Origin of the sequence: Bacteroides luhongzhouii, assembly GCF_009193295.2 — a bacterium.
Lineage (GTDB): Bacteria > Bacteroidota > Bacteroidia > Bacteroidales > Bacteroidaceae > Bacteroides > Bacteroides luhongzhouii.
The window spans coordinates 4,289,015-4,301,724 of record NZ_CP059973.1; the positions used below are offsets into that span (position 1 = coordinate 4,289,015).

The following is a 12,710-nucleotide window of genomic DNA, read 5'->3' on the forward strand; positions in this document are numbered from 1 at the left end:
GCTGATTATCAGAGCCTTTGTTTTTGAAACCGGGTGCAAAGGTAAGTAAATATTAAATTAACTTCCAAGCAAATAAGCAAAAATATCACTTTTCGGCTATAACTTTTTATGTTATTTAGCATAAAAACGAACTTTTTTCTCTACTTTTGCAGAGTTAAAGTCTATTTTTTATGCAACCATCAAATACTGAATTGATTCTGATTCGAGTTACCGGCGAAGATCGCCCGGGACTGACTGCTTCTGTGACTGAAATCCTTGCCAAATATGATGCTACGGTTCTTGATATCGGCCAGGCAGATATTCATAATACATTATCGTTGGGGATTCTGTTCAAGAGTGAAGAAAGACACTCCGGATTCATCATGAAGGAACTCCTGTTCAAAGCTTCTTCACTGGGAGTGACCATCCGGTTTGAACCTATCACTACCGAACAATATGACAACTGGGTAAGCATGCAAGGGAAAAACCGCTATATCCTGACGGTATTGGGACGCAAACTCTCCGCCCGCCAGATTTCTGCCGCTACAAGCATATTAGCCGAACAGGGCATGAATATCGATGCTATCAAGCGTCTGACAGGTCGTATCCCGTTGGACGAATGTCAGGCTGATACACGCACCCGGGCTTGCATCGAATTTTCAGTAAGAGGTACTCCGAAAGACCGCATTGCCATGCAGGAGAAGTTGATGAAGCTGGCCAGCGAACTGGAAATGGACTTTTCTTTCCAACAGGATAATATGTACCGCCGTATGCGCCGCCTGATTTGTTTTGATATGGACTCTACCTTGATCGAGACAGAGGTAATTGACGAATTGGCCATCCGTGCCGGTGTAGGCGACGAAGTGAAAGCCATCACGGAAAGCGCCATGCGTGGAGAAATAGACTTTACAGAGAGCTTTACCCGTCGTGTAGCCCTATTGAAGGGGTTGGACGAATCGGTAATGCAGGAAATAGCCGAGAGCTTGCCTATCACAGAGGGCGTAGAGCGACTAATGTATGTATTGAAGAAGTACGGTTACAAGATTGCCATCCTATCGGGAGGATTCACTTATTTCGGGCAGTACCTGCAAAAGAAATACGGTATAGATTATGTCTATGCCAACGAACTGGAAATCATCGACGGCAAACTGACCGGACGTTACCTCGGGGATGTAGTAGACGGAAAACGGAAAGCCGAATTGCTCCGCCTCATTGCACAAGTGGAAAAGGTGGATATTGCACAGACCATCGCCGTAGGAGACGGAGCCAACGACCTCCCCATGTTGGGGGTTGCCGGACTGGGGATCGCCTTCCACGCCAAGCCCAAAGTGGTGGCCAATGCCAAACAATCAATCAACACTATCGGACTGGATGGAGTGCTCTACTTCCTCGGATTCAAAGATTCTTACTTGAATATGTAATTAGACAAAAAAATAGATTATCTTTGCTGACAAATTAAATAAAAGAATGAAGTTTTCCGAACTACAATTAAATGCAAATGTGCTTGAGGCGCTTGATGCCATGCGATTTGACGAATGTACGCCTATACAAGAACAAGCAATTCCAATCATACTTGAGGGTAAAGATTTGATCGCAGTAGCACAGACGGGGACAGGTAAAACGGCAGCGTTCCTGCTTCCTGTATTGAACAAATTATCTGAAGGTAAACATCCGGAGGATGCGATTAATTGTGTCATCATGTCTCCTACCCGGGAACTGGCTCAACAGATTGACCAGCAAATGGAAGGGTTTTCCTATTTCATGCCGGTATCGAGCGTTGCCGTATATGGTGGAAATGACGGAATATTGTTCGAACAACAGAAAAAGGGACTCACATTGGGAGCTGATGTTGTCATTGCTACCCCTGGACGTCTGATCGCCCATTTAAGCCTTGGATATGTAGATCTTTCCAAGGTTTCTTATTTTATTCTGGATGAAGCAGACCGGATGCTTGACATGGGATTTTACGAAGATATCATGCAAATAGCCAAATATCTGCCGAAGGAGCGACAGACTATCATGTTTTCAGCAACAATGCCGGCAAAGATACAGCAATTGGCAAATACAATCTTAAACAATCCGTCGGAAATAAAGCTCGCTGTTTCCAAACCTGCGGAAAAGATTATTCAGGCGGCATACGTCTGCTATGAGAATCAAAAATTGGGCATCATACGCAGCCTTTTTATGGATGAGGTTCCGGAACGTGTGATTGTCTTTGCTTCTTCCAAAATCAAGGTTAAAGAAGTTGCCAAGGCGTTGAAATCAATGAAGCTGAACGTAGGTGAAATGCATTCGGACTTGGAACAGGCGCAACGGGAAACGGTTATGCACGAGTTTAAAGCGGGACGAATCAATATATTGGTAGCTACGGACATCGTTGCACGTGGTATCGACATCGATGATATTCGCCTGGTTATCAACTTCGACGTACCTCACGACAGCGAGGACTATGTGCACCGCATCGGACGTACGGCACGTGCCAACAATGACGGAGTGGCACTTACGTTTATCAACGAAAAGGAACAGAGTAACTTCAAAAGTATTGAGAATTTCCTGGAGAAAGAGATTTATAAGATTCCTATCCCTGAAGGATTGGGAGAGGCTCCGGAATACAAACCGCGTTCGTTCAACAAAAACAGGAACGGGAATTTCTCTAAAAGAAAAGATTTCCGGGGAAAAAGAAACAACGGAGGGAGGAAAAGCAGCTACCCTGCGCCCAGAGAAAAATAAAATCTGTAATTCTTTGTTTGGATAGAATCTGTATTTCTTATTGGGAGAAGCCTGATTTCTATTTAGATAGAATATAGAGTCCTTATTTGGATGAAGTAATCTCCAAATCGCCTTTAAAGCTCACTTCCATATTTACAATGCTATATATGGAAGTTTCCGGAATGGCTAATATAGCTTGATAATGAAAACCATTCCGGTTTACTTTCACAAACTTTGTATCTGACAGGATCGATTGCGCCAGGAAATCCGCAGGAAGCACTTTCTCAAACATCTGTTTGGTTATATCACTGGCAAACAGGCTCTTTTTACCTTCGTACACACAGATGTGCATCACATTATCATAGTACACATTATCCATACTAATCCCGTCTTCGGAATAAGTCGTCTTGATGACTTTCATTTTAGATGGGTTAATATATACGTATGCACGATAGCGAGTGCCGTTGTAGGTCACTACACTATCGCGTTTGGTTACTTCTGTATAAGTCGGAACCACAAGTTCCTGACGGACGAAATAGACAGAATCATTGAGGTCTTCAGATTTATGCAGCTTTATTACATTATCCGTAATGGAATGGAACCAGAATATATGCTCCCCTTGCTTATCAATCTTATAATAAGTGGTATCATTTCCATAAGTGTAAAGAGTGTTCCGCATTATTTTAAATGCAATGGGAGTACTTTGTGCATCTGCATAGTAGATGGTATCTCCTTCCACGCGCATCAACGGGCTCTCCGTTTCATCGTCCAGCCAAATTCCCTGCAGTAGCTCTTTTGCGCTAAGATCCTCTTTCTCCTGTTGAAGAGAATGGGGACCTTTATTGCCGCTACATGCCGCGAAAAGAATTGCCATTAACGATACAGCCACATTTTTCATCATCTATCTTAGTTTTGTATAAAGATACTCCTATTTTTTCATTTACCAATACAATGGTAAACAAATCCGAGCTCTTCCATCTCTTTTTTATCATATATATTACGCCCGTCCAACACTATTTGCTGGGACATCGTCTTCTTGATAACGGCCCATGAAGGCAGACGGAATTCTTTCCATTCGGTAACCAGCATCAATACATCAGCATCCAGCACCGCATCGTACATGTCACAAGCATAATAGATTGTCTCTCCAATTCTACGCTTGCACTCTTGCACGGCAGCCGGATCGTATGCACGCACCTTGCAACCTGCCTTCAACAATTTATCGATCAGGACTAATGCCGGAGCCTCACGCATATCATCCGTTTCCGGTTTAAATGCCAGTCCCCACAAAGCCACAGTCTTACCTTGCAAATCACCATTAAACTGTTTCTTTAGCTTTTCAAACAGGACACTTTTCTGTTGTTCGTTCACTTCTTCCACAGCGCTAAGCACCCGCATATTATAACCGTTCTGTTCCGCAGTCTTAATCAATGCTTTCACGTCTTTAGGGAAACAGGAACCACCATATCCGATGCCCGGATACAGGAACTTACGTCCGATACGGGTGTCCGAACCTATTCCGCTACGTACCATATTCACATCTGCGCCAACGACTTCGCACAAGTTTGCGATATCATTCATAAAGCTGATACGGGTTGCCAACATCGAGTTCGCCGCATATTTAGTCATTTCCGCAGATGGAATATCCATGAAAATCACACGGAAATTATTTAATAAGAATGGTTTATATAGTTTGGACATCAATTTCTCCGCACGTGCCGACTCCACTCCCACTACCACACGGTCCGGGCTCATAAAGTCACTGATCGCATTTCCTTCTTTCAGGAATTCCGGATTAGAAGCCACGTCAAAATCAACCTTCACGCCTCTCTTATCCAATTCTTCCTGAATAACCGCGCGAACCTTACTGGCAGTACCCACCGGAACGGTGCTTTTGGTAACTACCAATTTATATTGTTTCATATTGCGACCAATGGTACGGGCCACCTCCAACACATATTTCAAATCAGCGCTACCGTCTTCATCCGGAGGAGTGCCAACCGCACTGAATATAACCTCTACGTCATCCAGACAACTCTCTAATGAGGTTGTAAACTTCAATCGCTTTGCTTTCATATTACGGAGCACCATCTCTTCCAATCCACTCTCATAAATCGGAATATTCCCCTTTTGCAAAGATTCGATTTTCTCTTTATTCGTGTCTACGCACGTTACATTCACGCCGATTTCGGCAAAACATGTACCTGACACCAGCCCCACATACCCTGTTCCCACGATTGCAATTTTCATACTAAATCTATTGTTTGTTTAGAAATTCATTCAAAATAAGCGGCATCTTTAAAGGCAGTTCCCTCTCTGTCTTTCGCCGATAATACCATTTGCGACTCTGCCAACGGCCAGTCTATCCCCAATGTTTCATCATTATATAAAATAGAAGCTTCTGCCTGCGGAGCATACTTGTTATCTACCTTATATGTAAATACAGCTTCTTCGCTCAAAACAGCAAAACCATGAGCAAAACCACGGGGAATGAAAAATTGTCTCTTGTTTTCCTCACTAAGCAATACGCAGATATGCTTTCCAAACGTAGGCGATGATTTGCGCAAATCAACGGCAACGTCCAGCACTTTTCCTTTAAGAACACGAACCAATTTCGCCTGACTGTATTCTCCTTTCTGATAGTGCAATCCACGTAACACACCAAAAGATGATTTCGACTCGTTGTCCTGTATAAAATCTACGGGACCAATATTGGCATCAAACTCTTCTTTCTTATAGGCTTCCATAAAATAGCCCCGTTCATCGGAGAAAACTTTAGGCTCTATCAGCCATACTCCGTCTATTTCCGTCTGTATATAGTTCATTATTGATAGTGATAAATAAAACGATGCAAAAGTAGTGAATTTTTCGAAGTTTTCTGGGATATATTCAATTTATCTCGTAATTTTGCAGACATGATTGAATTGGCACAACATATAGAGACTTTATTACTGGAAAACGACTGCGTCATTGTTCCGGGGTTTGGCGGTTTTGTAGCGCATTACTCGCCTGCAACCCACGTAAAGGAAGAAAATATATTTTTACCTCCTACCCGCACAATCGGCTTTAATCCTCAATTAAAACTGAATGACGGTGTATTAGTGCAATCTTATATGTCAGCGTATGACACGAGTTTTGCTGACGCCAGCCGCATAGTAGAAAAGGAAGTAAACGAATTCATCGGTCTCCTTCATGAAGAAGGAAAAGCCCATTTGGATAATATAGGCGAGATTCATTATAACATTTATGGTAACTATGAGTTTGTTCCTTATGACTATAAGATAACGACTCCTTCATTATACGGTCTCGACTCTTTTGAAATGCATGAACTTTCCGTTCTGCAACAGAAAGCAAAAGTATGGGTACCGGCTCATCCGGAGAAGGAAAAGAAGACTTTTGAAATCAGTATCAACCGTGCATATCTTCGCAATGCTGCAGCAATGATTGCTGCCATCGTTTTGTTCTTTGCCTTTTCAACTCCGGTAGAGAATACCGATGTTCAAAAGAACAATTATGCACAATTATTGCCCAGTGAGCTTTTTGAGCAAATAGAAAAGCAATCGGTTGCAGTAACTCCTGTGTATGTTAAGAGTGATGCAATGCAACAGGCTAAGAAGCTTTCCGCTACTGCTTCAACTTCTTCTTCAACGAAGACTTCATCTGCTAAAAAGCATACAGCGAATAAGGCCAAGACTTCCAAACCAATCGCAGTTAGAGAAGTAAAAGTGGCCAAACAGGAAATGGCAGCTACTGCTCCTGCGGTTAAATCTCAAGAAAGCGCCAATCATCCTTTCCATATCATAGTGGCAGGAGGAATCAGCCTGAAAGATGCAGAAGCCATAGCAGCCCAATTAAAATCAAAAGGGTTTGCTAATGCAAAAGCGCTGAACATGGATGGAAAAGTACGTGTCAGCATCAGTTCATTCGACAACCGTAATGAAGCGACCAAGCAATTACTTGAGCTAAGAAAAAACGAAACTTATAAGAATGCCTGGTTACTGGCTAAATAAAAATCCCTTTTTAAAAGCATGAAACGAGTTCTTTGTCCTAAATGTGAGAATTACCTTTTTTTTGATGAAACCAAGTATAGCGAAGGCCAATCACTGGTATTCGAATGTGAGCATTGCGGCAAGCAATTCAGCATCCGGCTTGGAAAAAGCAAAGTAAAGGCTCTTAGAAAGGAAGAAAACCTGGAAGAAGAAGCTGAATCCCATAAAGAAGAATTCGGATATATCACTGTTATCGAAAATGTATTCGGTTATAAACAGATATTGCCCTTACAAGAGGGTGACAATGTCATAGGCCGCCGTTGTGTGGGAACTTCTATCAATACGCCCATTGAAAGTGGTGATATGAGTATGGATCGACGTCATTGCATCATCAATATCAAACGTAATAAGCAAGGAAAACTTGTTTATACATTACGAGATGCTCCTAGCCTGACAGGTACTTTCCTCATGAATGAAATCCTAGGGGATAAAGATCGTGTACGCATTGAGGACGGCGCTATTGTGACTATCGGAGCTACTACATTTATTTTACATGCAGCTGAATGATTTATAGCTTATTTTGATATTCTCGCATAAATTCATCAGCGATATAGAGATTGCCGTAGAGATAAAGCCCTGTCTCCTTGTCATGCAAGTCAGCACAAGTCTTGCTTTCATAAAACGTCACTTAGCCAATTCTGTTCCATCATAGGTAAGGTATTTATCCGTTACTCTTGGTTTAACAAACAAATCTGGTTGTTCGGTTGGTATTGAGCTAGATGCTGTAATGCTACAACTCGTTCCGTTCCTCCATGATATACAGTGATCTTCATTGTTTTGCCTCCCAAGTTGTCAGACATTCTATCATATTATCAGTCACATGCTCACGACTTTCAGTATGTAATACATCATAGCAAGGTAAAATGTAATTCTCAATCATGCCTACACGCTTCATGCGGGCAAATATTTCTTGATATGATTTACCTAACCGACGTGCCGTGCTTTCAATGCAAGACGCCACAAATGCTAATGTCACTTCTGTATGTGAATAATTCAATCAAATTCTCCATATTAATCCTGTATAAAGCCCAATTGAGCCAATTATAAAGTTAATGAATATATCCGGAAACAGATAAAGTTTAATATTCTTTTTATTGTTTTCGATTCATTTGCTTCTTAATCTTTAATAATTAACCACTTTCCGCCTCTTAATTATCTAACAGTTAAGGGCATTTTGATAGTTGTTTCCTCTATCAAAATGCCCTCTACTTATTAACCTTATGGTTATAATCTTATATCTTACAGAATACCTTTAACGGTCTCAAGCATTCCTTTTTCCTGGATAGAATCCAAGTTTGCTTTTACGGCTTCTGCCAATCCCGGGATCTTATTCAAATCTTCTCCCCAGATAAAGTCAGCAGCCAGAACACCTTCGGTTACTTTCTTTGTACAACCGGTTGCCCAAAGCTCTTTCAGCAGGTTCATGATTTCAGGAGCATCATTCGGAACAATTTCAGCACCATCAGCACGTACACCACCTTTATAGTAAGTAATGATAGCGGCCAAACCAAGTACCAGACCTTTAGGAAGTTCGCCCTTACGTTCGAGATAAGTCTTCAATCCCGGCAAATCACGAGTTTCATATTTTGGGAAAGAATTCAGCATGATGCTTGTCACTGCGTGATCTACGAATGGATTGTTGAAACGTTCCAATACATCATTGGCAAATTTTTCCAACTCATCTTTCGGTAAATTCAATGTTTCCATCAATTCATCGAACATTACTTTGTGAATGTATTTACCGATTACTTCGTGTTGACAGGCATCACGTACGATATTCACTCCGGACAGATAAGCCACCGGAGAAAGAACAGTGTGCGGCCCATTCAACAGAGTGACCTTACGTTCATGGTAAGGAGCTTCCGAAGGAACAAACAACACATTCAAACCTGCCTTGTCGGCCGGGAACTCTTTAGCAACTTCCTGCGGAGCTTCAATCACCCACAGATGGAAAATTTCAGCCTGAACAACCAAGTTATCATCGTATTGCAGTTTTTCTTTGATAGCAGCAATATCTTTGCGCGGGAATCCCGGAACGATACGGTCTACCAATGTCGCATATACGCCACAAGCTTCTTCAAACCAAGTTTTGAACTCATTACCCAGGTTCCATAATTCAATATACTGATAAATGGTTTCTTTCAACTTATGTCCATTCAGGAAAATAAGCTCGCAAGGGAAAATAATCAAGCCTTTTGTCTTATCACCATTGAATGTTTTGAAACGATGATACAACAATTGAGTCAGCTTACCCGGATAAGATGAAGCAGGAGCATCTTCAAGTTTGCAGGACGGATCAAAAGCAATACCAGCCTCTGTAGTGTTTGAAATAACAAAACGCATTTCAGGTTGCTCTGCCAATTTCATAAACTCGTCATTTTGAGAATATGGGTTCAGTGCGCGACTGATTACATCAATCATTGTCAAGCTGTTAACTACCTCTCCTTTATCCAACCCTTGAAGATTAACATGATAAAGGTCGTCTTGAGCATTCAGCATATCGACCATACCTTTATCAATGGGTTGAACCACTACCACACTGCTATTAAAGTCAGTTTTCTGGTTCATGTTGTAAATAATCCAATCAACAAATGCACGCAAGAAGTTACCTTCGCCAAATTGGATAATACGCTCCGGACGTTGTGTCTTAGGAGCAGTTTCTTTGTTTAATGCTTTCATGTTAGTTGTAATTTATAAAGTTGATATTATACAAATTCAAAATAAAAATCAATATTCTCTTTAATCAGGATGTCGATAGGCATATATTTTACAGGTTCAACAGACTTCTTAAACACGACATGGTCGCACAAAGCCTTCACCGCGCAATATCCTTGCAATCCCGGACGTTGCCCGATTAAATAATGCACATCACCTGATTTTAGCAGCTCTACATTTGCTTTCAAAAGGTCATATCCTATCAGCCCTTTCATGCTACGTCCCGCATGACGGAGATACTCTCCCAACTGATACACCCTGGAATTAAATACAACTCCCAGCACAGCCTTCGGATGCACCCGGAAAAACTCATCTAATGTCTGTTGATTGCTTTCCTGATCGGATTTATTGAGTACTACCTCATGGATTAGCAAGTTATTATATTCCTCAGCTATGTAACTCATAAAACCATTCAAACGACGTTGCATCTGTATTTCAGCCGGATTATCTTTATTATTACTTAAGAACAAGACTAGCTCCTGGCCTTCTCCCGCTGAATAGTTGCGCATCAATATTTTTGCTGCGATATATCCACTCTTATAGGAATCCTGCCCAATATACGTCAAGGCTCTCGCTTCTTCCATATTGAAATCAACAAAAGCATAAGCTATCTTATTTTCCTGCAGATAAGCTGTCAGCGCCAGCGTCTCTTCCCGGAAATTCGGAGAAATCAATACTGCGTCTACATTCTTTTCTTTTATAGAAAGGCAGGCTTCCCGATAACTTTTCTCATCTCCATGATGATAGCACAGATAATCTATACTCACATTAAAAGGACGCAACTCTTGCCGGGCACGCTCAATCCCCCCGACTACCGAATGCCAATAGTCGTGCTCTATATAATAAGGTATCAGGCAGAGGAAAGAATATTTCTTTTTAGCAGCCAAACCGATAGCAAATACATTGGGCTGATAATGAATCTCATCCAATACCTTTTGTACTTTAGCTTTGCTTTTGGGAGACACGTCGCCACGATTGTGCAACACCCTGTCCACCGTTCCGGCGGAAACACCGGCCATACGGGCTATGTCTTTAATGGTATAGTTCTGGTCCTCCATAGTGCTAAAACTTAAATATTATAAATAATCGCTGCAAATATACGAATTATTTTGTTACTCCAAGTAAATTTTCTATTTTTGTGTTCGATAACGGTTAATAAAACTAAAACGAGATTTACGCCTATTAGCTTTAAAATCAATACTATATAGGTATAAATACAGAAAGTAATAATTTTATATACTTAAAACACAGTAATAATGAAGAACTTCATGGACGAAAACTTCTTGCTGCAGACAGAAACCGCGCAAAAGTTGTATCACGAGCATGCGGCTAAAATGCCGATCATCGACTATCACTGTCATCTTATCCCCCAAATGGTAGCTGACGACTACAAGTTTAAATCACTGACTGAAATCTGGTTGGGCGGTGACCACTACAAATGGCGCGCAATGCGTACAAATGGCGTAGACGAACGTTTCTGCACAGGAAAAGATACCACCGACTGGGAAAAATTCGAAAAATGGGCGGAAACAGTTCCTTATACTTTCCGTAATCCACTGTATCACTGGACTCACCTCGAATTGAAAACAGCATTTGGTATCAATAAAATATTGAATCCGCAAACTGCACGCGAAATTTACGATGAATGTAACGAAAAGCTGTCTCAACCTGAATATTCAGCTCGTGGAATGATGCGTCGTTATCACGTAGAGACTGTTTGCACTACGGATGATCCTATCGATTCACTGGAATATCACATCAAAACACGTGAAAGCGGATTTGAAATCAAGATGTTGCCAACTTGGCGTCCTGATAAGGCTATGGCGGTAGAAGTCCCTGCTGATTTCCGTAGTTATGTAGAAAAGCTGGCAGAAGTTAGCGGCATCACTATCTCCAATTTTGATGATATGATCGCTGCTTTGCGCAAACGTCACGACTTCTTCGCAGAACAAGGTTGCCGTTTGTCTGACCATGGTATTGAAGAATTCTACGCAGAAGATTACACTGATGCTGAAATCAAGGCTATATTTAATAAGGTATATGGCGGTACAGAATTGACCAAAGAAGAAATTCTGAAATTCAAATCGGCCATGCTTGTTATCTTCGGTGAAATGGACTGGGAAAAAGGATGGACTCAACAGTTCCACTACGGTGCTATCCGTAATAACAACACTAAGATGTTCAAATTACTGGGCGCTGATACCGGTTTCGACTCTATCGGTGAATTTACCACAGCCAAAGCAATGGCTAAATTCCTTGACCGCCTGAACACCAATGGCAAATTGACCAAAACAATCCTTTATAACCTGAACCCATGCGCAAATGAAGTGATTGCAACTATGTTGGGCAACTTCCAGGATGGTTCTATCCCGGGAAAAATTCAGTTTGGTTCGGGATGGTGGTTCCTCGATCAAAAGGATGGTATGGAAAAACAAATGAACGCCTTGTCTGTGCTTGGTCTCCTAAGCCGCTTTGTAGGTATGTTGACAGACTCTCGTTCCTTCCTATCCTACCCGCGTCATGAATATTTCCGCCGTACATTATGTAACTTGGTAGGACGCGACGTAGAGAACGGAGAAATCCCTGCATCTGAAATGGAACGCGTAAACCAAATGATTGAAGATATCAGCTACAATAATGCTAAGAACTTCTTCAAGTTCTAACAGATAGTAGTTACACTATAAAAAAATACCGCTACCAAAGTCGAATATTTGAGTAGCGGTATTTTTTATGTTCTATTATTACCATTCATCCAATTCCACAACTTAGGGCTTATCTTATGCATTGACAGTAGATTCACAACACAAACCACAACGCTGACAAATCCCCAAAGCAATGTTTCATTCAGCGTATAACAGTCTTTAACCTGAATAAAGGCCCAAATACAATACGGTAAACATAATACCGACGTAACAATAACAGGTATGTACTTCCTTATCACCAAAAACTGAATGATATGCACTATCAGATGCAAACCGAAGGCAATCAAACAACAATACCAAGCCGTCAAATCATTCATGCAGATTGACATAACCGTACAAGCTGATATAATTATAAACTCTTCCAATACCGTCAAGACAAAAACCGGCGCATTACTCAAAGAATCTACTTTATCTTTCATAAAAGGGAAGCGCACGTACAACATAGCCTTGTTCTTATCCAACCATGTCGGAAGCATTATTATCTCTTCAAATTCATGAATCATGAATACTATGGGCAATAAATATAGGTATTCCATCGTTTTTATTCCTTATTATC

The 12,710-nt window shown here is 41.3% G+C and carries 12 protein-coding genes; 5 read left to right on the forward strand and 7 right to left on the reverse strand.

Going from position 1 to position 12,710, the window contains the following annotated elements; all coding sequences use genetic code 11:
- The first annotated feature begins 170 nt into the window (after positions 1–170).
- Together serB and GD631_RS16035 are read left to right on the forward strand one after the other, a co-directional pair.
- Positions 171–1,400, forward strand: a complete 1,230-nt coding sequence (gene serB, locus GD631_RS16030) for a phosphoserine phosphatase SerB (protein WP_143258566.1) — start codon at positions 171–173, stop codon at positions 1,398–1,400.
- Between the two features lie 46 nt (positions 1,401–1,446).
- Positions 1,447–2,709: a DEAD/DEAH box helicase gene (locus GD631_RS16035; RefSeq protein ID WP_143258567.1), complete on the forward strand. Its 1,263-nt coding sequence runs from the start codon at positions 1,447–1,449 to the stop codon at positions 2,707–2,709.
- A gap of 82 nt (positions 2,710–2,791) precedes the next feature.
- Here the strand turns inward: GD631_RS16035 and GD631_RS16040 are convergent, their stop codons facing one another.
- The 3 genes from GD631_RS16040 to rfbC are packed head-to-tail and all read right to left on the reverse strand — an operon-like array spanning position 2,792 to position 5,513.
- Positions 2,792–3,589 carry a DUF4738 domain-containing protein gene (locus GD631_RS16040; protein ID WP_143258568.1) on the reverse strand — a complete coding sequence of 266 codons (798 nt, stop codon included), beginning with the start codon at positions 3,587–3,589 and terminating at the stop codon, positions 2,792–2,794.
- Positions 3,590–3,624: 35 nt separating this feature from the next.
- A complete protein-coding gene (locus tag GD631_RS16045) occupies positions 3,625–4,938 on the reverse strand; it encodes a UDP-glucose dehydrogenase family protein (protein ID WP_143258569.1) in 1,314 nt (437 codons plus the stop codon).
- 26 nt (positions 4,939–4,964) lie between these two features.
- Positions 4,965–5,513, reverse strand: coding sequence for a dTDP-4-dehydrorhamnose 3,5-epimerase (gene rfbC / locus GD631_RS16050; protein ID WP_143258570.1), 549 nt, complete (start codon positions 5,511–5,513; stop codon positions 4,965–4,967).
- A 90-nt stretch (positions 5,514–5,603) separates the two neighbouring features.
- Here rfbC and GD631_RS16055 point away from each other — a divergent pair, with 90 nt between their 5' ends.
- Both GD631_RS16055 and GD631_RS16060 read left to right on the forward strand, forming a co-directional pair.
- A complete protein-coding gene (locus GD631_RS16055; protein WP_143258571.1) occupies positions 5,604–6,698 on the forward strand; it encodes an HU domain-containing protein in 1,095 nt (364 codons plus the stop codon).
- Positions 6,699–6,716: 18 nt separating this feature from the next.
- A complete protein-coding gene (locus GD631_RS16060) occupies positions 6,717–7,244 on the forward strand; it encodes an FHA domain-containing protein (RefSeq protein WP_118219892.1) in 528 nt (175 codons plus the stop codon).
- A gap of 262 nt (positions 7,245–7,506) precedes the next feature.
- Here GD631_RS16060 and GD631_RS16065 read toward each other — a convergent pair whose 3' ends face one another.
- The 3 genes from GD631_RS16065 to GD631_RS16075 all read right to left on the reverse strand — a co-directional run bounded on the left by GD631_RS16065 (position 7,507) and on the right by GD631_RS16075 (position 10,510).
- The gene (locus GD631_RS16065; RefSeq protein ID WP_143258572.1) at positions 7,507–7,734 is read right to left on the reverse strand and encodes a DUF3791 domain-containing protein; all 228 of its coding nucleotides are present in this window, start codon (positions 7,732–7,734) and stop codon (positions 7,507–7,509) included.
- A 242-nt stretch (positions 7,735–7,976) separates the two neighbouring features.
- On the reverse strand, positions 7,977–9,416 hold the full coding sequence (locus GD631_RS16070) for a tagaturonate reductase (protein ID WP_143258573.1): 1,440 nt from the start codon (positions 9,414–9,416) through the stop codon (positions 7,977–7,979).
- A 26-nt stretch (positions 9,417–9,442) separates the two neighbouring features.
- On the reverse strand, positions 9,443–10,510 hold the full coding sequence (locus GD631_RS16075) for a LacI family DNA-binding transcriptional regulator (RefSeq protein WP_143258574.1): 1,068 nt from the start codon (positions 10,508–10,510) through the stop codon (positions 9,443–9,445).
- A 198-nt stretch (positions 10,511–10,708) separates the two neighbouring features.
- Between GD631_RS16075 and uxaC the strand changes: the two genes are divergently transcribed.
- Complete coding sequence (gene uxaC, locus GD631_RS16080) at positions 10,709–12,115, forward strand: glucuronate isomerase (RefSeq protein WP_143258575.1); 1,407 nt, start codon at positions 10,709–10,711, stop codon at positions 12,113–12,115.
- 65 nt (positions 12,116–12,180) lie between these two features.
- Here uxaC and GD631_RS16085 read toward each other — a convergent pair whose 3' ends face one another.
- Positions 12,181–12,690, reverse strand: a complete 510-nt coding sequence (locus GD631_RS16085; protein WP_143258576.1) for an HXXEE domain-containing protein — start codon at positions 12,688–12,690, stop codon at positions 12,181–12,183.
- Between the last annotated feature and the right edge of the window lie 20 nt (positions 12,691–12,710).

Excerpts from the sequence above, each read along its gene's own strand:
- serB (WP_143258566.1), top strand. The coding sequence starts at position 171 with ATGCAACCATCAAATACTGAATTGATTCTGATTCGAGTTACCGGCGAA.
- GD631_RS16035 (WP_143258567.1), top strand. The coding sequence starts at position 1,447 with ATGAAGTTTTCCGAACTACAATTAAATGCAAATGTGCTTGAGGCGCTT.
- GD631_RS16040 (WP_143258568.1), bottom strand. The coding sequence starts at position 3,589 with ATGATGAAAAATGTGGCTGTATCGTTAATGGCAATTCTTTTCGCGGCA.
- GD631_RS16045 (WP_143258569.1), bottom strand. The coding sequence starts at position 4,938 with ATGAAAATTGCAATCGTGGGAACAGGGTATGTGGGGCTGGTGTCAGGT.
- rfbC (WP_143258570.1), bottom strand. The coding sequence starts at position 5,513 with ATGAACTATATACAGACGGAAATAGACGGAGTATGGCTGATAGAGCCT.
- GD631_RS16055 (WP_143258571.1), top strand. The coding sequence starts at position 5,604 with ATGATTGAATTGGCACAACATATAGAGACTTTATTACTGGAAAACGAC.
- GD631_RS16060 (WP_118219892.1), top strand. The coding sequence starts at position 6,717 with ATGAAACGAGTTCTTTGTCCTAAATGTGAGAATTACCTTTTTTTTGAT.
- GD631_RS16070 (WP_143258573.1), bottom strand. The coding sequence starts at position 9,416 with ATGAAAGCATTAAACAAAGAAACTGCTCCTAAGACACAACGTCCGGAG.
- GD631_RS16075 (WP_143258574.1), bottom strand. The coding sequence starts at position 10,510 with ATGGAGGACCAGAACTATACCATTAAAGACATAGCCCGTATGGCCGGT.
- uxaC (WP_143258575.1), top strand. The coding sequence starts at position 10,709 with ATGAAGAACTTCATGGACGAAAACTTCTTGCTGCAGACAGAAACCGCG.
- GD631_RS16085 (WP_143258576.1), bottom strand. The coding sequence starts at position 12,690 with ATGGAATACCTATATTTATTGCCCATAGTATTCATGATTCATGAATTT.